This is a genomic window from Glaciecola sp. G7-5, from assembly GCF_055808975.1.
In genome coordinates this window covers 883,077-904,100 of record NZ_CM147892.1, presented here as the reverse complement: position 1 = coordinate 904,100, position 21,024 = coordinate 883,077, and the positions used below count along the sequence as shown (strand labels likewise).

Here is a 21,024-nt window from a genome sequence, read left to right as displayed (position 1 = left end):
GGCAACATTCATGCAAGAAAATCATTTTAAGTGGACCTATCCAATATTAGGCTTTATTGGAAGCATGCTACTTTTTTTGAGTTTCTCTCGCCTAGGCTTAACGCTTTGGCAATTCGAGCGTGTGGCCGATGTGAACGGGTTTTGGTTTGTGCTATTGCAGGGTGTTCGCTTTGATATCGTATGTTGCCCACTATGTTATCGCTGATAGGAGTTGAAACTACCCATCCTGCTGTGGGCCGAGACTTAACTCGAAAAGAAGTCGCCGAAGCACCGGGCAGAGCGATTATGCAATTTGCAAATAACTTTGCATACATGGAAGAAAACCGCGTAGTTATCTTACAAAAAGAAAAGCAAGCTTTGCAGTTTGTTTACGACAATGGGCATCTAATCCCTGCGCAAGTTGCCCCTGAACTATATAACACTGCCTTAGCTTATTCGATATGGCCTGTACGTGCATATCAAGACAAATCCTATAGGTTGCCACAGTGATAAGGTTTTCGTCCTTACAAAGGCTCACTCAAACTGTGTTTATCATGGGTCTAGGCCTTGGTTTTCATGCCACTACCTTTTCGAATGAGCCTCTGTCCCAAGAACAACGCTCCGGATATATTGAGCAAAAAGAAAAGCCTCCAAAAGAAGTCTCTGTTGAGAATAGTTCCTTAGAATCAAAAATGTTGCCAACGATAAGTTGCGATACCGGCTTGAACAAGGCGCAAGACACTAGCGCAGGGACCAGCCAAGCAAAACAAAAACGTCAAGTCGCCGGTATCGAGGTGACAAACAATACTATTTTTGACGAGAAAGAAGAAGGCACAATGGCGCTTCATCATTTAGCTAACTGGATGCATATCACCACAAAAGAGGATGTTATTCGAGAAAGACTACCTTTTAAAGAAGGAGATGAACTAGATGAGCAAGATCTATTAGAAGCAGAAAGAATTATTCGCAGTCAGCCTTACATCCGAGATGTGCGCATCACGTTTAGAGAATCATGCGACATTTATGAAGCCGCTCAAATAGAAATACAAACCTGGGATAACTGGTCTTTAACACCAACGGTGAGTTTTGGACGTAAAGGCGGTCAAAATAAACTTTCTTTAGGCATTAAAGAAGATAATGTGCTTGGCACAGGCATCCGTGCACGCTTTAAGTACAACAGTGATGAACAACGAACAGGATATCAATTTACGCTTAAATCGCCTTTTCCTTATGTGGATTATTCAACGGTACTTTTCGATTTTATGAATAATGACGATGGCCAACTTGTGCATGTTGAATTTGATAAGCCCTTTTATCAATTACGCAGTGAAAATATGTTTCATGTTTCATTTTTTCAGAATGAAAAAACAGAAGATATTTTTCAAAATGGTTTTACGCGCAACAGTTTTAATCAGATTAGTCATCGTTATGCTATATCTGGGGGTTGGCAATTGTCCCAAGATGACTACAGCAGTACACGTATTAAATTTGGTTACACAGATGATTCGGCCGACTTTGCCCCGCGCGATACCTTATCTTCTGTAGATATTTTCTTTCTCCCCCAAGATCGTGATTTTCAGTACCCTTGGGTAGGTATCGAGTATAGCGAACGCAAATTTCAAACGATGACCGATGTCTATCTTATTAAGCAAACAGAAGATATCAATTTAGGTTGGCACCATGAGCTTTCATTAGGCTTGGAGATAAATGATATCGCCCCTGATAGTGATTTTGGCTATCACCTAAATCTTGCGTCAAGCAAAGGTATGGCTCTATACGACGGTTTATTACTGTTTTCAATTGATGGTGAAGCGCATCTCAATACTGCTAATCCAGACCAATATTTGCTTTCGGGTAATCTTGAATATTTCAAACGCTTTACCGACTTGATTGGCACCTATGGCCGTATTTCTGGTACTTCTTCACATAACAATTTTTTAGACATGCCAGTGTCAATGGGTGACGAAAACGGCGTAAGAGGCTATCCCTTGCAATATCAACATGGTGACAAGCGTTTTTCTAGTTCAATAGAAGCGCGTTTTTATACTGACTACAACATCCTGAAAATACTCGACCTTGGCTTTGTTATTTTTGCCGATGTAGGCAAGGCATGGGGTGGCGAGTTAGCTCGCTTTAATGAAACCGACGCGACCTTAAGCAGCATTGGTGCCGGGATACGCTTATATTCGTCACGTTCGAGTCATAAAAGCGTTATTCACATGGATATGGCAAAACCCTTTGAAAGCGCTCGCAACGTGGATGCGTGGCAGTGGCGCTTACAAATAAAAAAATCTTTTTAATCAATAGAATCTTTGAAGTGAGATAGCAATGACAGATACAACGAATAAACAAAACGGCTTGGGTTTAGTACGTTTATGTAACGCCACTTCGTGCTCAATAAAAGGATTTAAAGCAGCGTGGTTGCACGAATCCGCATTTAGACAAGAGTTAGTAATGGTTACCCTTTTAATGCCTTTTAGTTTTGTCCTTGCTGATACGAGGCAGTCTTGGCTATTGCTGACATGTTCACTTTTACTTGTCTTGTTTGCTGAAATAGTCAATTCGGCACTAGAAGCCCTCGCTGATAGCATCACTTTAGAACATCACATTTTGATTGGAAGAGCAAAAGATTTAGGGTCAGCGGCGGTCTTTGTCGCGCTCACTATTTTGATGTTGGTATGGGGTGAAGCCGTTTTTACCTTTTTACAGTAAATCAACGCAATGGCGAAAAGCACATTATCCCAATAAATTTATTTAAAACAGACTGTTATATTAAGAAGCTACTATGAATTTCACAATAATCAAGACGCTAAAAGCAAATTACCAAAGTCATCAATTTTCTGCGAACAAACTAATAGTCGTGAGTTGTCTCTACCTATGCTTTGTGTGTAATTTACCCTTTCTATTACACGTATTTAATGCGATGAACAATATGCCTGAATACGAAGTTATTTTTGCACTTTCGGTACCTGTATTTCTTACGAGTTTGTTCATTCTTATCAATAGTATGCTTGGCGTTTCGAAGCTATTGAAACCCTTACTCGTTATAACAGTGTTACTTTCGTCGACCCTATTCTACGCTACCTTCACCTACGGGATTGTATTTGACAAAGCCATGATTCAGAACGGTTTTGAAAGCGACCTTAATGAAGCTCTAAGCTATGTTAATGCCTATGCCATCGGCTTTATTTGTATTTTCGGTGGATTGCCAGCCTTGCTGATAATGATGACAAAGATAAAAGAACGGTCAGCTGCTAGGGCTTTATTCTCGCGTACTAAACTTATTGCTGCTAACAGCTTAATAGTCTTTGTTATAGGAAGTGCCTTTTTTGCCAACTATGCCGCGGTGGGCAGAAACAACCCACATTTACTGGGCTACATCACGCCTTATAAATTTTTAGATGCGAGCGTCAAGTATGTAAACTTACATTACTTTTCAAGCCCCCTACCGTTTAAAGTGCTCGATAAAATGCCACTGATGGATGCATCAGACAGCAGAGCTAAAGTAACGGTACTTGTGATAGGCGAGACAGCACGAGCACAAAATTTTTCCTTAAATGGTTACGACCAAAAAACCAATCACTATACTGAAAATACTGGCATCGTTTCATTTACGCATATGTCGTCTTGTGGCACCGCTACTGCCGTATCGCTACCTTGTATGTTCTCTCGCTTAGATAGAACGTCATACGACTATAGGCACGCAAATGCGCAACAAAACTTGGTAGATTTAGCGAGTTCTGCGGGTATGAATGTGCTGTGGATAGACAATAATAACGGCAGTTGTAAAGGTGTTTGTGCAAGAGTGAATACAATTGAAATCGAGCCCAATAGTGCAAATCCTTTGTGCGACTCTCAATATTGTTTAGATGAGGTATTGTTAGCGCCCTTACAAGCAAAACTTGACAAGCTAGAGTCTAAAAACACCCTTATTGTGCTGCATATGATGGGTTCTCATGGGCCGACTTATTTTAAACGCTATCCAAGTGATATGCGCACTTTTTTACCCGATTGTCGCCGCAGCGATATTCAGCATTGTACCGAAGAGGAAATAGTTAATACCTACGACAATACTATTGCCTATACCGACTTTGTGCTCAGTGAGATTATTAAAAAGTTAGTGCAGGTAGAACAAAAGACAAATGTCCAAAGCGCCATGCTTTATGTCTCTGATCACGGTGAATCCTTAGGCGAAAAAGGAGTGTTTTTACATGGTATGCCCTATGCTTTTGCGCCAGAAGAGCAAACTCATGTGCCTATGCTATTTTGGCAGAGTAATTTACTTAGCGCAGATCAAGCCACTTGCTATCAAACAGCAGCACAAAATGAAGTCTCACACGACAACTTGTTTGATATCGTCTTGGGCATTACATCAATTAAAAGTGCGCAATATACGGAGCAGCGCGATAGCTTTGCGCAATGTCGTCACCATCACGAAGATGTCGCGCTAGTCAATTAAGCCATTGGGTCTTAACAGTCAGCGGTGTAGCCTATTCTGAAACCGCCCCAATGCTTGCCATTGACGATAATAGGTACAGATAAATCGTGCATGATTTCTCCGGTGTCACGCTTATAGGTTTGCAGCAAAAAGGTCTCTGTATTCGTGCCGCAACGGATGCCCGTTGGATCATTAAACATTCGTTTAGAACGGCTTATCACCAGATCTTTTTCATAGTTTCCCGTTGGCGTTTGGGCAAACTTTTTGTTATGAGTAGGAAAGTAGCCGTTAACATCAACCGCGCCTGCATAAATAATAAAGTCGTTTTGCGCTAAAATAGGCTCTTGTACAATTGGGAAATTAGCATCGGTGAATTGATCATACTTAGTGTGGTATTTTGGCGGATTAGTACCTTCTATGAGTTGATACTGAGTATCAAAAACATCTTGCTGGCCCAGTGTTGAATCGCTAATTGCTTGTTCTAGTAGCTTAGCAATTTGCGCAGCAGCCTGCATTGCAATTTGCTGAACACTTTTATGTTTGCTGTTACGTTCAAATACCGAAATAGCCCTAAAAATGGACTCGGTATGATTGCTTACGTCTACCGCTTTTTGCGAAACTTCTCGTAAATGTGAGGTGTGCGAATCTACTGACTCGTATACCTTATGCGCAATCTGCGCAATTCCGCTGCTGTCTTGTTTAGTATTTTCGATACTCGTATTTAACTTTTGCATTGCACTTTGAGCGAGCTTAACTGTTTGCATTGATTCATTTAACCTACTGGACGTATCGCCAACAAGTTCGCTCATTTTTAGGCCGCTTTGTGACACTTGTGAAATAGCTGCAACCGAATTTTCACTTTTGTGGGTTATTTGGTTAAGTACAACTTCTATTCCTTGGGTCGCATCTGTTGTTCGCTTTGCAAGGTTTCTCACCTCATCGGCAACGACCGCAAATCCTCTGCCTTGTTCGCCAGCTCTGGCTGCTTCAATTGCTGCATTTAAGGCAAGCATATTCGTTTGTTCGGCGAGTTGATTAATGGTGACGACAATATTGGAAATATCAGCGGCGTTGTCTCGTAGCTCATGTAGCAAAGTTGTTGTGCTTGCAATTTGTTCGCCAAGGCCTTGTTGCTGTGCACTAACCTCATTTAGCGTATCTATCGATGCGGTCACCTCTTGCTCAGATTCGGTAATTTTTGAATTTACGTCGTCACTTAGGACTAAAATCTGGGCGTTTGCGTCTTCAAGATGACTTATTCGAGTAGCGATCTCTTTGTTGCTTTGCGCTTGTTCGGAAAAAAACGAGCAAGCTGATCGATGAAATAAGAAACACTAGCACTGCCGATTGCGATTCTACTTGCTTGATTTTCAATTTTTTGAGCAACACTGAGCGATGTTGCACTTTTCTGTGAACCTGCTTCATCCTGTGCAATTTGGGTTTTTGTTTGTTGATGATACAAGCAATATAATGATATTCCACTTGAAACGACGACACTCATCAAGGCGTAAGCGCTTGGTAAAAACAGATGCCCAATTATTGCAACAATTGTTATAGCGCTAAATAGTAAAATGCTAAAGCTCATAAAAGCTGACCAAAAAATAAACGAAGTACTTTCTTATCTGCAAGTTATGGGTTTCGCTTTAGCATTTATAGCCATGTGCGTACGCCTTTAGTCTAGTAAAACCTGATAGACTGTTACTGTGCCACTTACTTCATTTCCTATAAGCAATAAAGGCTTGCCATTAGGACTATCGTCTTCCCCAATAAATTTAATGCTTTCAGGGCCTAAGTCACCAGCGTTTGCTACTTGTGTACAATCTAGTCCTTCATTTTCATCGCAAGGGTTATCTAAATCGTCGTCCAATTCGAAATCAACGCTGAAATCTCGATTGTTGTAGTGCGAAACAAAGCTTACATTGAAGGGATTAGTCACATCGTAAATGAAAAGATCACCTGAGCGTTCTGAACCGATAAATGCGTAATTTCTGCCATCAATCATGCCCACATCCAAGGCTTCCGGTTCTCCGCCTTTATCATCAGAGCGATTGTCGCCTTTGTTTTCAGTATGCGCGCTATTAAAATTATTCCCTAATATTGCAGAACTAATTTTAAGAAAGTCATCACCCGAATCGTAAACTTGGTTGATATTTTGGTCATAAATAGAGAAAGAGCGACCGCCATAACTGTAAAGTGCTTCGTATTCTCCATCATTATTAGCATCACCTAGCGCACTCGTTACTTTAAGGCGGCCTAGTCCGTTACGCGCGCCAGTTTGGTCATAAATTGCTTGTAGGGCTGGCGCTAGGGTGGCGTTCAGCTCGTCGGGGTCAACTATGTCGCGGACTCTGATTTCTTCAGAGTAGGCGTCGTAGTCTCTGGCGTCGCCCTCGTTGGCCGTTAGTATAAAATCTACACCATTGTATTGATAACTTGCGATGGTATCGGGTTGGTAAAGACCAAAAACTCCGGGTAATTTGCGAAAGTTTACGATTTCGTCGTCATTGCTATAGTCAATATCGTATAAGCCCCAGTCTTTGTAGCCTAATGCTTTTACTTCTAGGGTCATTTCGTCCAAATTAACAACAGCTATTGCGTTGTTCTCTTGCAAAGAGACATAAGCGGTTTTGCCGTCAGCCGATACTGTGATGTATTCAGGCTCTAAATCTTTTGCAACTGTATTGCCTTGTGGGCCAGCAAATTTAACGCCAGCTTGGGTCAGAAGAGCCATTCTTTTTGCGTCGGTGTCGTAGTCTTCTGAGTCGATTAAATCACTACTAAAACGCATATCGCTACTGAAATTTATTGACGCAGCTTGATCATCAGGTATCCCCTGATTTATAGCAATAACGGATATAGAACCCTCAGGGTCAACACTGTAGTCCGTGTTAGGTTCCCCTTCGTTTGCTACTAGTAGCTTGCTACCATCTGGGGTGAAGGTCACCATGTCTGGTAAAGCACCTGTTTGCACAGCTTTTAGAAAGCTTCCTTGCCCTGTTACTTCCAAGTTGTAAAACAGCACTGCCCCAGCATTTTGCGGTGTATCTGCCGCGACTGCGATAGCAAGCATATTGTCATAAATGGCAATCGAGTTAGCGTCACCTAAAAGGACTTGCGTATTCATTCCTTGGGCGTCAACTACCGTAACGGTATTTTCAAAGGTAAATGCGGTGGAGCTTAAGCTTTCGTCATTTATTGGATTGCCTACTTCTACGCCGGGCAAGGTCGCTAAGCTAATGACTTCTATCTGGTTGTCAGCACCATTGATTGCGAATACTGATTGTGATGGGCCGTGGAATTGAACTATTTCTGCAGCACTCTTGCCATAGGTGCCGGTGGCAAAGCGCCCTACAACTTCGATTGATAAATCCCTAGGAGCGTTTTTTCCATCTTCCCCTGAGCTTCCTTGTTGACCATCACCACCAGCGGGACCTTGACTCCCTTGAGGACCAGCTGGCCCCTGGGCACCGTCATCGCCTTCTAGAAAACAACCAGAAAGAGAAAGGGTCGTTAGCAGTACGACCGATATGAGCATTTGTTTATTCATGTGTTTATCCTTAAATTTTTTTGCAAGAATAAAAACAAGCCATGACAAAAACATGAAGGAAAAGTGAAGCTAAGGTGACATTAACTTTAAGGAAATATTAATTGTTTGCTAGCGTAGGATATGATGAAGTCATGCAAAAGAACGCTAAAGACTACTAAAGATTACTAAACCAGCGCTGTTCAGACCACAGCAGCGCGGCTAAAAACACAAAAATACCAAAGGTTATCCAGCTTGGTATCGCCCGCCACTGTGTAACTCTGTTTTTGGCCTGATGATTTTGAATTTGCTTAGCACTGGCTAGGCGTTTTTCATATTGATTGAAGGCTTGCCAAGTCTCGTTGCCATCAAGGTAAAAGGCTGATTTTGTGATGCTTGTATTTGGCTCATCTACTAACTCTGTCTTAAGTTGATACCATCCTTTTGTATCTGGGCTGATAGCCGCACAACGCCTATTTTCATAAAGTGCATGTTCATGGTGTTTGAGCTCATACTGCAAATTCTTTGGTGTTGTTAGTATAAGACGCTGCGTTTGGCTTAAATTATCTGCACACAAGCTAAAACTGTGCTGCCTTGCATGCAATAAGGTTTGATTAGCCACTTGCCAGTTTACTTTTTGACTCGCTCTACCAAGCTTTTCAATAATCATTTGCCAATATTGGCTATGAAGCTGGCGGTCACCTGATATGCGCCATTGAAATGTGTTTTGGCTAAGCGCAATTGCCAGTTTACCCTGACCATGGCCTGCGAAACCCACTAAGCCTTGTTGGTTCTCATCTTGCACTAAAAGCTTGGTGCTGTTTTCAAAGCGAGCGCCAAGTGCCGCGATAGGCTCCTTTGATGTTTCGCTATTCCAAGAAAACAAGGCAGCATCTTGTTCACTTGAAATGAGCTTTAGCTGGCTTATTATTTGCGTAATAAAGTCTGGATGAGGCGCTTGTAAAAATTGACTATCTGCTAGCACATATACACCCAAGCCCAGCTCAATTGCTTGCATAATGCGGGCTTTTTGTTGCGCTGAAACTTGCAATAAAAAACGGTAGTCGACTATCAATAGGTCGGCCCACGCCAAGGATTGCTCCCAAGCCCTAGCGTCCCACAAGGCGGCTTGTTCGCCAGTAATATTCAAAGCTTGTTGTTTAAATTTTGCTTGGCTTATTTGCGTCACTACACGCACTTGGCTACCTTGGTTTGATAACCAATTTTGTAGATGCCGAGTTTCAAAAGAGGGCGCTGATTGCACGATTAGCACTTGTGTTTGAGTGCCCGACCTTACCTCAACACTTATATTCTCAGATACTAACTCTAGGTCATTGTTGTCGACTATTGCAATGCGATACAACCACTGTCCTTGAGCAGGAGGTATAGTGCTAAAATTTAGATATTCGCCAGCTCTGGCCTTTTTTATATCAAGTAACGTGTTTGTAGGATCATACAGGCGAATTTCGTATATAGACTGCGGGGTTTGTTGTTCAGACAATCGCAGCGCTATATCTAGCGATTCTCCAATGATGATTTGCCTTTGCCAATTAGCGCTTGAAAACCCTAATTGCGTAGGAGCGGGCTGCCCTGCACGTATACTTAACGTTGATAAAGCATCATCATTAAGCGTGCCTAAGGCATTAAGCTGTTGCCACTGATACTCTGAAAAGCCATCACCATGGATAACAAGTTCGTTATAGTAAGGTAAATGCTGTGCGACTTCAGCGACAGATACCGGGTAATCAATAATATGCTCAGTGTCTCCTATGCGCTGACTTATATTGCTTATTTCAGAGCTGACAATATGTAGTGTGTTATTACTTTGGTGTTTAACCACAAATTGTAAAAACAAACTTAAAAACACGGCGGCAAGGAGAACATTGAGGCCAATAACAAAGCCGCATCTTACTTTACGCGTTTGTAAACGCTTGTAGACATAAACAGTATTTACAAGGACTGTAAAGAGCACGGCAAGCGCTATCAAGCAAAACAAACTGGGGTCTAGTTTTGGATACACATAAAAGTCATTCCAAGTCATCATGGCTTCATTGCTCTTTGATAATGTTCAAGCAAGTTTTGCTCAGCACGTTGTTTGGGTACTTGTGGTTGGGCAACTGGGGCCTGTAAATCTTGCCACAAAAGCGACCTAATTTGGCTCAAACAAGCTTCGCAGGTACGCAGTGGCCATTTTTTCTCAATGTTCATTGTTTCTAATATTGCCAACACCGCGAGTCGCTCATTCGTATTTTCTGATTGGGCAAGCTCTGCATTTAATAGCGCAATCACTTGTTGATTTAACGCCAGTGCATCTTCATTCATTTGCTCAGAATAGACCGAGGCACGACTCAAATAAGCAAGAAACCGACTTTTTATAACGCTACTGCTTTCTAGCATTTCAAAAGATTGCTGAACATTAGGCTCAATAATGTCTTCTAGCTTCCCCTCATATCGGCGCTCCTCACTTACCGGTGGCGGCTTAAAGCCCAAACGCTTCACATACACTCTTTGGGCTTTGCGTGCGCGGTTAAGATAGTCGAGCGCTTCTTGCTCGTATGGTAAGGCGCTTTTAGGGTCGCTAAGATGCAAATACAACTCAGCTTGCCACATGTTTTTAATCGATAGTTTCATTAATGCGCGTGGATTAAGTTGTCCACTCTTAGGCCCTGCGCCGGAGTCAGCTTCACCATGGTTATGCCCAAATTTCTCAATGATTTCATCAAAGCCAGAACTTATTCCCGACTCGTTACTACCCGCTTGCTCATGTGCATGCTCATGCGTAGCTGCGCTAGTGCTATTGCTCTGTTCATCGTCTTGATGATCGTGCTCTTGTTCATCAGAATGCTCTGCCATAGTTGGCCCGGCTTCCATAGTCTGCATAAGCCCACTTTCAAACTCATCCCCTAAATACTGACCATAGCGCAGTTTCAAATCACTTTGCGCAATGGCTAAGTTTTTCGATGTTTCTTCAAATTTTTCTGTTGTAAGTAATGGCTTTCGTTCAATTAGTTCTGTGGTTTCGATGATGATTTGGCGCTGACTCTTAAAGTATTCGGGAATAAAGTCCATTAATATCCCATCGCTTGTGATGCCAACATCTTCATCATCAAGCCACTTGAGTATTTTTGTTTGTGAGACACTTAGCTGCGGTGAGTCGGGTCGATTGTCAATGGCATTAACGCTAAAGTACAGTTCATCACCTGGCTCCATACCTAGATCTTCAAAACGCCAATGTTTAACATAGCGACGCAGCACTTTCACCGTGCTTTGTGGCATGTCTGTTTCTTCAATATCGTGTGTAGCGACTGTTAGATTTTCATTGCTGTCAAAACGAAATACTGCATCTCTAAACTTAACTGCTTCACCGCTACCTTTAGCAATCGATGCGCTTATAAATACTTCACTCAAGCCATAATCGTCAGATATTATCACTTGGGAATCTAGCACTGGCTTTTCACTGCGCTTAAATTCTGTCACGGTAGCAAGAGGCGCTTCTATCTCAATATTAGGAGGCTGATCGCGCAGCATACTCAAGGAATAGAATTGAGGAGTCTTTTCATCATTAATATCTAAATTGCTTATAGAATAAAGCGTTGGTGCGTTAAGTACAAAGCTTGCCGAATAAAGCTTTGGACTAAGCTCAACAAAGTTTTGTGGCGCTTGTTGGGATATATTCAGGCGCAAAGATGCTGAAGACTGAGTGCTTGCTTGCCATTCAATCAATGAGCCCTCTGGCGCTTCTATATTTAGTTGCGCAGTCGTGTTAGTAAATGAAAGTCGCTGCGCACCTAGTTGGGTGTATTCAGGCGGCGTGATAGTTATCCGCCATTGAATATCTTGGCTATCTGAAGCAGCCTTATTGCTTGCTATCGTATTTTCGCCAGGCTGTGAAAACAGGTCTCGTTCGCTAACGCTAAATAGGCTAACGAGGATAAGTGCGATAACAAACGAATAGAGGCACTTTTTTAACGCGCCATTAATATCAAAAAAGCTAATTGAGCTGGGATCTAGGCTAATGTTTTGTTCAAGGAGTTCCTTTTGTATACGCTTGACCTGCAAAGCTTGCATAGCCGTGTGCGAGGAGGCCGGTGCATATAAGAGTTCGGCACTTTCTTCAAGCGCTACTAGCTTTCTATTCAGATGGGCTAAGACATTGGCGTGGCTGAGTTTTGACCAGCGCTTGCTAAAACGCGCATACAATAAATAGCTACTAAAGCTTACTAAAAATAGCCATAAGCTGGGCATTTCAATGCTGATAACATTATCAAAATACTCAAGTAAATTTACCACAATACTGATTATTAAAAATACAGACAAGGCAGCAAAGGCAAAGCCCAAGGCTTGTACTAAATGGCTTTGCCACCACTGCTTTTTGGCTTCATTAAGTAATGCTACTAAATCAGCCATTATTCGCACTTACTTGTTGCCCTGACACGCGCCGGCTTTGTTTTGCGCTGTGTTCGCTATAAATGCGTTCACCAGCAAAAAGTATGACGCAAAATAGAGCTAAATATGCCGGTATATTTAAAGGCTCATTTAACATGCCTGGTGAATAAGGTGTAGCAGCCGAATTATTAACGATTGTAATCCCCGCGCCATTATCAGCAATGGTTTGCGGATTGAGAGTTGCGCTTTGCCAAAAAGCGGTGTTGAGCGCTTGGTCAAATAAGACATTTGCCAAGGCGATAGGAAAATCGTCACGCTCAATTGGCGCAAGCGCACTGGCATAAACAAGCCTTACCGCTGGCAATTGTGACCTTATTTGTTCAATCTGTTGGGTTTGAGGATCGCCAATTTGTATGATTGTTGGTGGTATTTGTTGTGCTAGCTTATCAATAATATAACTTATCTCGTCCCTAGGGTATTGGTAGACTTCAATATTGACCTGAGGCAATTGATTTAACGCCGTTATAGCGCCGAGTACAGATTTAGTTTGTGCTTTAGTACGCTCTGATTCATCCGCGGGCTGCAAAACAATCAGCGAAAGGGTGATAGGAGGGGGAGCGCAAGAGTGTTAGTATTTTCGCTAATATCCCATTTGGTATTTGCTAAAAGCGTAAATTTTTCGCCCATAAACTCAGACAAGCTACTGGTGCTATATACAAGCATTTCATTTGTGGTAGTTGGGTTTGCTTGTTGCCACTTGGCTACATTTTGCCATGTGTTGCTATATTTCTTGGGCAATATATTCGTGGTGTTTAGGACTTGCTCTGGCAATATTCTTTTGTTGTTTTGTAGGCGAATAGCAATATGCGATTTGCTTGGTTCTCGTAATTTTGCCGCCAACGCTTCGCGTTTTTCTAAGCTTGCATATTTGAGCCAAGCGTCACTTACTAAGTGAAAAACTTGTGCCTCATTGCCTTGTTTAGCTTTAAATACATTCGCTAACATGAACAGTATCGCTAATATCAATAATAATCGAAGCGCCAACAATCTGCGCTGGGTCAATTTAATCTGTTGATGATTAAGCGGTGGTTTTTTAGGGAAAAACGCAAGAGTTGAAAACGGTAAGCTTTGATGTTTACCACGGCTAATAAGATGTATTGCAATAGGAATGGCCAAACTTAGGCTTGCCCACCACCATGTGCTGTCTATCGCCGCCAAAATACTCATTAAAAATGACCTACATTAGACATACTGAGGGCGATTTGTCGCAGGGCATCCACGGCGGGTTTGTCTATGTTAATGCGTAAGTGTTGAATATCAGCTTTGGCCAAAGAGTGTGAAATCGCCTTATTAAAAGAAGCTCGATTGAGCAAATAGTCATCACGTATACTTTCGCTTGATACCTTTTGTTTCTTCCCGGTTTCGCGTTCTGTAAATTCAATAACGCCGCCAAAATCAAAGCTAACTTCGTCGTTACTTTCAAGCTGCACGGCAAGCACCTCACAATTAGCATGGCGAAGGTTTTTTGCTAGGTTTATTAGTTCGTCGTTTTGTTGATAAAAATCACTTAATAAAATAACTAAGGAGTTTTGCCGGGCTGCGTGTACATAACTTGTGTATTGTTGCCAAGGAGGAAAATAGTCCGACGCACTTAGTGTTTCTAATGCTAACAAGAATCGATGATAGTGCTGGCGGTTTTGCCTAGCAGGCAAATAGGCTAATTCATGATTATTGATGCCAAGTAAACCAATGTTGTCGCCTTGTTGTTGTGATAAATAGCCTATTGCGGCAACGATTCTTTTGGCAAAATCAAGTTTGTGCCAAAGGCCATCTCGTGATTGCTCAAGCATAGATTCGCTGCAATCGACAATGCCCCACACATTGATAGCACTTTCTTTTTCTGCTTCGCGCACAAAATAGCGGTCACTGCGTGAAAACAGCTTCCAATCAATTTTACTCGGTTCATCGCCCGGCTCATAGCTTCTAAATTGATTAAACTCTATGCCAACACCGCGTAAAGTACTTGCGTGATGACCGTGCATAGCGCCCTGTGCGAGCATGCGGGTACGCAGTTCAATATCTTTAATTTGAGCGATGGTTGCGTTGTTTAGCAATTCAGACACAGAAAAATGCCTTTAGCCTTGCAGCGGGCTAGTAGGTTTTTCAACACCTTCTAGCAAAGCCGTGATCACCGCCCCTACCGATACATTTTGCGCTTCGGCTTGAAAGTTTAGCAATAATCGATGCCGTAAAACGGCATCAGCTACAGCATGAATATCTGTTAATGTGACAACAAAGCGCCCCGACAAAATCGCATAAGCTTTAGCGCAAAGCACAAGCGCTTGACCACAACGTGGCCCCGCACCCCAGCGCACATATTCTTTAACCATGTTGATACTTGAGCCTTTAGGCCTTGTTTGTCTAGCAAGTCGAGCGACATAAGTCAGCACATCGTCGTTAATTTCTACCTGCCTAACAATACTTTGCAGCGCAAGGAGATCATCCACTGAGAGCTGGGCCGAAATCGATGTTTTTTGATTACCTGTGGTGCGCTTGAGTATATCGATTTCTTCTGCTTCGCTGGGATAATCAACATGTAAAAACATGAGAAAACGATCTAACTGTGCCTCTGGGAGAGGATAGGTGCCCGCTTGTTCTACCGGGTTTTGTGTTGCTAGCACAAAAAATGGCGCTGGCAAGGGATATACTTTGCCCGCATAACTCACTTGCCTCTCTTGCATGGCCTCTAGCAAAGCGGCTTGAGTTTTAGGTGGTGTGCGGTTAATTTCATCAGCTAATAAGATTTGGGTAAACACAGGGCCTTGTTGGAATTTAAAAAAGCGTTCGGATGTTTCGTGATTTGTTTCTAGGATCTCGGTGCCAATTATATCGCTGGGCATTAAGTCGGGCGTAAACTGTACACGTTTAAACATCAGCTCTAAGGCATTGGCGAGCGAGCTAACCATCAAGGTTTTTGCCAATCCGGGAACGCCTTCTAACATACAATGGCCGCCCGCGAGCAAACTCACCATTAATAGCTTAAGCACGTCTTGTTGGCCTACAATTACTTTGCCTACTTCATCATTGACACGGGTGAGTTTGCTTATTAGCGCTTGTATTTCTTCTTGGGTTAAGCTGTTTGTCATTTTAAAATCTCTTATGCTGTCATGGCGTACATAACAATATTTACTGCAAATTTAGTATTATCAACACGTAGCCAGCGCTTGTTACGAAAGTCGTAGTCCCATTCGCAGCCATAATCTTTGTTGCTATACAAAACCCCAATACGTCCATCGATAATAATCGCTTTTAGATACTCATGAACAATGTCATCACCCCAGCCGTTTAACTCCATAGAGGTACGCGGTGGGCCGTCAAACTCAAAGAAGCTTGAATAAATAGGGTGATCGTTCGGAATTTTTTGAAGGGCGTCATCACCAAAAATATCGGCCATTTGCTTTTCAAAGGTCCTAGCAAACATGCCGTCAATATCATGATTGCAATCATCAGCAAACACGAAGCCACCATTTTTTACGTAACGCTCAAAATTGCGTTTTTCCTGCTGTGAAAACTGTACAAGCCGATGTCCTGCCATATAGCAAAAGGGGGAATTAAGCATGCTAGGGTCTGAAAGTGGGATAACCCGTTCTGTTAAATCGACACGTAAACTCGTGTATTCTATTAATGAATTTAGCAAATTTGCCGGCATGCGTTCATCAACGTCCCAGTTGCCAGACTCATAGCTTAAGCGGGTAAAATAAAAGTCGTAATTTTGTGCAAATGCCACTTTAGGAAACACACTGGCTAAAGCAAGCGCGCTGGCATTTTGAATGAATTGTCGACGTTTCATAATTACTATTCGTTAGAATTGGCTGTAGTGTTTCAGTGCTGGATTTAGCCGCTATAACAATACGCGAGGTTTAGGCTCTATCCTTGAGCCCAAACACAAGAGTTTTGCACTTAAACAGCGTCAGACAAACTACTAAAGGTAAAGTCTCTCAACTTCATTGGCGGTATCATATTACCATCAATGCGCTGAGGTTTACCCAATGCCTCAATATTGTTTAGCATAATGATTGGACTTTCATTGAAACGGAAGTTCTTTATCGGGAACTTAATTTTACCGTCTTCAATATAAAAAGTACCATCACGTGTTAAACCGGTATATAACAAGGTTTGTGGGTCTAACTGGCGTATGTACCATAAGCGCGTCACTAAAACACCTCGACGCGTGCTGGCAATCATATCTTCGAGTGTTTCATCGCCGCCAGCCATAATAATGTTACCGCCAGGTGGTTGGTAATCAACGCCTGTCTTTTTCGCCCAAAATGGCGTGTTATACATATTGGTAACGACCCCATTTTTTATCCATTGGGTTTTTGTTCTTGGATATCCATCGCCGCCAAATGGTGCTACTGGCACTTCAGGGTGTTGTGGGTCGCTATGAATGTTCACACGTTCGTCAAACATTTTCTCGCCCATGCGATTTTTAGGCGCTTTTTCTGCATCTTCGCCTTCTTTAGGCTTATAGCTTAAAAAGCTGCGGCCTTCATCTGCCGAGCGTTGACTCATGTTACCGAACATGTTGCCCAAAAGGCCTACACTTGCGGCGGGCTCTAAAATTACGGTGTACTTGCCTGGCTCCATGGCTTTTGCATTAACGGAGTTTTTCGCTTTAGTAATGGCAATACTAGAGGCTTTAGCCGTATCTAGCTTTTTAATGTCACTGTAGTCGCGTGTCGCCCAGCCCGAACCGGTGCCGTCTTCGGTGCGGATTGTTACCGAAAAGTCCACTTCAGTTGAGGCATTGTAAGCAAATAAGCCTTTGTTGTTCATAATAGCGGTAAAGTTAACGGTTTCTTCTAAAAAGCCAGATGAGACGAGCTTGTTTTTCTTAGAAGGGACAATGCTATCTTCAGCCGCTTGCGCCCTATATTCAGGCGTCACACTAGCAGTGGATTCAAAAAAGGTTTTACTTTCTAGGTATTTTTGTTTGCCAAATACTGGCGTGTATTCTTTTGACTCTGGCGCCAGTTTAGCGAGTTCTTCTGAACGTTTAACGACTTTTGCTAACGAGGCGTCATCAAATTCATTAATTGTTGCAACTCCAGTACGCTTGCCAAAGGTAGATTGAACCGCAAGTGTCAAATCACTCTCTTCGCCAGCCGTTGATACTGAGTTTCGAGCGTAGCGAATATTTCCGCCATCAAGTCCGTCTAGATTACACTCAATCTCGTCTGCTTTTGAAAGCTTGATTACTTTAGTCAACAAGGCTTTAGCATCTTTTTCTGTCATAATTGTCATGGTAATTTTCCTTATTCGTCGACTATACGTTACGCGCTGTATTAATAACGTTCACGTTATTGAAACGTGTGGTTGGGCAACCGTGCGATACTGCACTTACCTGCGAAGGCTGGCCTTTTCCATCGAAAAACGAGCCCCCTAGACGATAATCAGACTTTCCTGCCATTTGCGCGCAGTTATTCCAAAATTCTGTGGTGTTTGACTGATATGCAACATCTTCAATCTGCTCCGTAATTTTGCCGTCTTTAATCTCGAAAAATAGCTGGCCACCAAATTGGAAGTTATAACGCTGTTGATCGATAGAGAACGAACCGCGTCCAGCAATGTATATTCCGTTTTCGACGTCTTTAATGACATCGTCTGCTGAGATATCTTTTTTGTTAGGACGCAGCGAAACGTTAGGCATGCGTTGGAACTGCACGTCACGCCAGCTTTGTGAGTAGCAACAACCGTGTGAGGCGTTTTGATCAATCATGTGCACTTGGTCACGAGTGGCTTGATAGTTAACCAATATTCCGTCTTTGACTAAGTCCCATTCTTTGGTTTTAACGCCTTCATCATCAAAAGCTACATTGCCTAAAGAGTAATCTTGGGTTTTATCAGCAAACAGATTAACGATGTCAGAACCATATTGGAATTTACCGCTTTTCCATTTATCAAGGGTGGCAAAACTAGTTCCTGCATAGTTGGCTTCATAGCCAAGTACGCGGTCAAGCTCAAGTGGATGGCCAACAGATTCATGAATAGTAAGCATTAAGTGCGCTGGGTCGAGTACTAAGTCGTATTTACCGGGTTCTACTGAGCGCGCTTTGAGTTTGGCTTGCAATTGTTTGCCTGCTGCAGCCGCGTCTTCTATTATATCGTAGCTATTTTTGTAGCCGACATTTGCACCGCTAACGCGTATTTTGTCTTCTTCTTTGCCGTCAAGATACTCAAATCCCATACCCACCGGATTGCCTAAGCCTGTACGTTGTTTAAACCCATTTTTGCCGATGGCAGTGGCAAAAAATGGGGCCCACAAACGATGTACGTCCTGGTCAATATAAGAGCCATCGGTTGAGGCAAAGTACTTCTGTTCGTTAACCAAGAATAATACAGAGGTGATAAAGTTAGCGCCATTTTGCATGGCGGCGTCATTCACCGATAGCAATAAATCAACTTTGTCTTTTACTGGTATTTCAAGTGCATTTTTCTTTATTGGCGTATTCCAAGAAACATCACCAACTCCTTTAACCGGCGCTAATTTAACGGGCTCGGTCTGAAATTTTGAGTTAGCTTTGGCTACTGCAACAGCTTTTTCAGCCGTTTTGGCTATGCTGTCGGGTGTCATAATCGACGTAGATGCAAATCCCCAAGTTCCGTTGGCAATAACGCGTATGCCAATCCCTGCACTTTCGGTATTTACAATGTTATCTACAACCGCTTCAGAGGTTGTCACAAACTGGTTTAGATAGCGGCCAATTCGCGCATCGGCGTAGCTTGCGCCTTTTGCTTTAGCCGCATTCAAAGCAATGTTTGCTAACATCTTTTTGTAGGCAACATCCATAGGTTTGTCTAGTATCTGATCAAGACTTACCGCCATACCAGAAATGGGTAGAAGCATTGCCCCTACGCCAGCTCCACTTAGTTTAATAAATTTGCGTCTGTCCATCTTTATCCCTCGTTTAGGTGTTTATTGGTTTCATCAGCAAACGCTATACAATATTGATCAATTTCAGGCGTAAGAGCATTGATGGCTTGATAAAACCTATTATTATTTTTTAGTGAGACCTGTCAAAAATATACTATCTCATATCGGCAAATCTTGCTTGCATTGATTTTGTAACAAATGATTGCAGAGCGCTTATTACGGTACAAAAAAACGCAAGGATGCTTCCAAACTATGCTACTTTTATGTCAATCTAAACGTATAAGTATTATCATCCTGACAATGTAATGAGCCAACAATAGGAACTCTATGCTAAAAAAACTTCAAGACTTTTTTGCTGCTGAATTACAGCCTACAACCAATAGTGACCCTGAAAAAGCCCTTCAACGTGCCTGTGCAATGTTGTTGATGGAAGTGTCACGGGCTGACTTTAATATCGCTGACAGTGAAAAAGACAAAGTAACCGGCTTGCTTAAGAACTTATTCGATTTAAGCGACGAAACCTTAGCTGAACTAATCGAATATAGCGAAAGCAAAAGCGAAGAAAATACTTCTGTGCACCCTTTTACGTCACTGATAAATGCTCATTATGACTATGATCAAAGAGTGAATTTAATCTCGTTGATGTGGAAAGTTGCCTATGCTGATGGCGATTTAGACAAATACGAAGATAGTGTGATTAGGAAAGTAGCTGACTTACTTTATATCCGCCACAGTGACTTTGTTAAAACCAAACTTGAAGCCAGCGAGAAAGGGCTTTAAAACCTGCGTTTATTGCTGACATTGTCGTCATAGAAAATATCGTAAACTCCCAATGTTTTATAAATAATATCAACAATATACATAATGCTTGTGCTTTAAAGTGTCAGGATTTTTTACACTCTTAATTTCATACCTAAATTTATTTTTGTAAGTTGTTAATATTTAAGCTTAAATTATTGCAGGCATACTATTTGCACGTCTTAAACTGAGGATAAGGGAATGACTTTTAACATTTAGTAGTATTATTCTTAATAACTAATTCTAACTAAATAAATAAGGGACCAAACCATGTTGAAGAGACTTCTATGTGGAGCCTCGTTGCTGTGCGCTGCAGGTTTCACTAATGCCGCTACAATAACCTTAACTGACACCGTTGCTGTTACTAAAACTAACTTCCAGCAAACGCTTTCGTTTGCTAAATTCGATACAATGGGCGGTACGCGCTCTCTCGATTCGGTATCTTTTTCTATTGATGGTACAATTTTTGGCAGCGCTGAAGTTGAAAGCAGAGATGCGCTACCAACGACTATCATCACAATGTTATCTGCTGAGTTGTTGCTTATTGATTCATTGATGAATACCTTAGTAGTTACTATTCCGAGCATCACTAACACATTCAACGCAGGCGCTTATGACGGTAGTCTTGATTTTGGTGGTACGTCTGGTATTACGTATCCTGATTTGACTGCCAATAAATATGAAGAAGCCACCTATACTGACGCTCCAACCCTTGCAATGTTTACTGGAATGGATATGGCATCGTTTACTTTTGATGCTCAAGCCACTAGTTCGTCAACGGGTGCTGGTAATATAACAACGAGGTTTGCAAGTACTGCAGGAGCACTTGTATCTATTGTATATTCTTATACTGATACGAGTATTGTTGTATCTGCGCCAACTCACGTTGCTGTATTAGGCCTTGGTTTATTAGGGTTTGCAGGTTTGAGAAAAGTGCGCAAATAAGTCGCTGCATTAGTTTATTGT

General features: G+C 42.1%; 19 protein-coding genes. 7 read left to right on the top strand and 12 right to left on the bottom strand.

Annotated elements, in window-relative coordinates:
- The first annotated feature begins 10 nt into the window (after positions 1-10).
- The 5 genes from AC0L6H_RS04050 to AC0L6H_RS04030 all read left to right on the top strand — a co-directional run bounded on the left by AC0L6H_RS04050 (position 11) and on the right by AC0L6H_RS04030 (position 4,438).
- Positions 11-205, top strand: coding sequence for a hypothetical protein (locus tag AC0L6H_RS04050; RefSeq protein WP_473392758.1), 195 nt, complete (start codon positions 11-13; stop codon positions 203-205).
- The gene (locus tag AC0L6H_RS04045) at positions 193-489 is read left to right on the top strand and encodes a hypothetical protein (protein WP_473392756.1); all 297 of its coding nucleotides are present in this window, start codon (positions 193-195) and stop codon (positions 487-489) included. The genes AC0L6H_RS04050 and AC0L6H_RS04045 overlap by 13 nt, the downstream gene beginning before the upstream one ends.
- Positions 486-2,279 carry a BamA/TamA family outer membrane protein gene (locus AC0L6H_RS04040; RefSeq protein WP_473392755.1) on the top strand — a complete coding sequence of 598 codons (1,794 nt, stop codon included), beginning with the start codon at positions 486-488 and terminating at the stop codon, positions 2,277-2,279. Before AC0L6H_RS04045 ends, AC0L6H_RS04040 begins: the two co-directional genes overlap by 4 nt.
- A gap of 28 nt (positions 2,280-2,307) precedes the next feature.
- Positions 2,308-2,691, top strand: a complete 384-nt coding sequence (locus AC0L6H_RS04035) for a diacylglycerol kinase (RefSeq protein WP_473392753.1) — start codon at positions 2,308-2,310, stop codon at positions 2,689-2,691.
- A 73-nt stretch (positions 2,692-2,764) separates the two neighbouring features.
- Positions 2,765-4,438 carry a phosphoethanolamine transferase gene (locus tag AC0L6H_RS04030; RefSeq protein ID WP_473392752.1) on the top strand — a complete coding sequence of 558 codons (1,674 nt, stop codon included), beginning with the start codon at positions 2,765-2,767 and terminating at the stop codon, positions 4,436-4,438.
- 11 nt (positions 4,439-4,449) lie between these two features.
- Here AC0L6H_RS04030 and AC0L6H_RS04025 read toward each other — a convergent pair whose 3' ends face one another.
- The 12 genes from AC0L6H_RS04025 to AC0L6H_RS03970 form a co-directional block, all read right to left on the bottom strand.
- A complete protein-coding gene (locus AC0L6H_RS04025) occupies positions 4,450-5,592 on the bottom strand; it encodes a methyl-accepting chemotaxis protein (protein ID WP_473392751.1) in 1,143 nt (380 codons plus the stop codon).
- Positions 5,593-5,672: 80 nt separating this feature from the next.
- Positions 5,673-6,002, bottom strand: a complete 330-nt coding sequence (locus tag AC0L6H_RS04020; protein ID WP_473392750.1) for a hypothetical protein — start codon at positions 6,000-6,002, stop codon at positions 5,673-5,675.
- Between the two features lie 87 nt (positions 6,003-6,089).
- On the bottom strand, positions 6,090-7,964 hold the full coding sequence (locus AC0L6H_RS04015; RefSeq protein WP_473392748.1) for a choice-of-anchor I family protein: 1,875 nt from the start codon (positions 7,962-7,964) through the stop codon (positions 6,090-6,092).
- 154 nt (positions 7,965-8,118) lie between these two features.
- A complete protein-coding gene (locus tag AC0L6H_RS04010) occupies positions 8,119-9,984 on the bottom strand; it encodes a translation initiation factor eIF-2B alpha/beta/delta subunit family protein (protein WP_473392747.1) in 1,866 nt (621 codons plus the stop codon).
- Positions 9,981-12,347, bottom strand: a complete 2,367-nt coding sequence (locus AC0L6H_RS04005) for a DUF4175 family protein (RefSeq protein WP_473392746.1) — start codon at positions 12,345-12,347, stop codon at positions 9,981-9,983. The genes AC0L6H_RS04010 and AC0L6H_RS04005 overlap by 4 nt, the downstream gene beginning before the upstream one ends.
- Positions 12,340-12,912 (bottom strand): hypothetical protein, encoded by a 573-nt coding sequence (locus tag AC0L6H_RS04000; RefSeq protein ID WP_473392745.1) that lies wholly within the window; start codon positions 12,910-12,912, stop codon positions 12,340-12,342. The genes AC0L6H_RS04005 and AC0L6H_RS04000 overlap by 8 nt, the downstream gene beginning before the upstream one ends.
- A 5-nt stretch (positions 12,913-12,917) precedes the next feature.
- Positions 12,918-13,553: a BatA domain-containing protein gene (locus AC0L6H_RS03995; RefSeq protein WP_473392743.1), complete on the bottom strand. Its 636-nt coding sequence runs from the start codon at positions 13,551-13,553 to the stop codon at positions 12,918-12,920.
- The gene (locus AC0L6H_RS03990; protein ID WP_473392742.1) at positions 13,553-14,449 is read right to left on the bottom strand and encodes a DUF58 domain-containing protein; all 897 of its coding nucleotides are present in this window, start codon (positions 14,447-14,449) and stop codon (positions 13,553-13,555) included. The genes AC0L6H_RS03995 and AC0L6H_RS03990 overlap by 1 nt, the downstream gene beginning before the upstream one ends.
- Positions 14,450-14,461: 12 nt before the next feature.
- Positions 14,462-15,472 (bottom strand): AAA family ATPase, encoded by a 1,011-nt coding sequence (locus AC0L6H_RS03985; RefSeq protein ID WP_473392741.1) that lies wholly within the window; start codon positions 15,470-15,472, stop codon positions 14,462-14,464.
- 11 nt (positions 15,473-15,483) lie between these two features.
- Positions 15,484-16,176 carry a DUF4159 domain-containing protein gene (locus AC0L6H_RS03980; RefSeq protein ID WP_473392740.1) on the bottom strand — a complete coding sequence of 231 codons (693 nt, stop codon included), beginning with the start codon at positions 16,174-16,176 and terminating at the stop codon, positions 15,484-15,486.
- 110 nt (positions 16,177-16,286) lie between these two features.
- The gene (locus AC0L6H_RS03975; RefSeq protein WP_473392739.1) at positions 16,287-17,630 is read right to left on the bottom strand and encodes a TldD/PmbA family protein; all 1,344 of its coding nucleotides are present in this window, start codon (positions 17,628-17,630) and stop codon (positions 16,287-16,289) included.
- Between the two features lie 22 nt (positions 17,631-17,652).
- Positions 17,653-19,281, bottom strand: a complete 1,629-nt coding sequence (locus tag AC0L6H_RS03970) for a TldD/PmbA family protein (RefSeq protein ID WP_473392737.1) — start codon at positions 19,279-19,281, stop codon at positions 17,653-17,655.
- A 306-nt stretch (positions 19,282-19,587) separates the two neighbouring features.
- On the opposite strand from AC0L6H_RS03970, the gene AC0L6H_RS03965 reads away from it, so the two are divergent.
- Both AC0L6H_RS03965 and AC0L6H_RS03960 read left to right on the top strand, forming a co-directional pair.
- A complete protein-coding gene (locus AC0L6H_RS03965) occupies positions 19,588-20,040 on the top strand; it encodes a tellurite resistance TerB family protein (RefSeq protein ID WP_473392736.1) in 453 nt (150 codons plus the stop codon).
- 288 nt (positions 20,041-20,328) lie between these two features.
- Positions 20,329-21,003 (top strand): choice-of-anchor E domain-containing protein, encoded by a 675-nt coding sequence (locus AC0L6H_RS03960; protein WP_473392735.1) that lies wholly within the window; start codon positions 20,329-20,331, stop codon positions 21,001-21,003.
- The last annotated feature ends 21 nt before the right edge of the window (positions 21,004-21,024 follow it).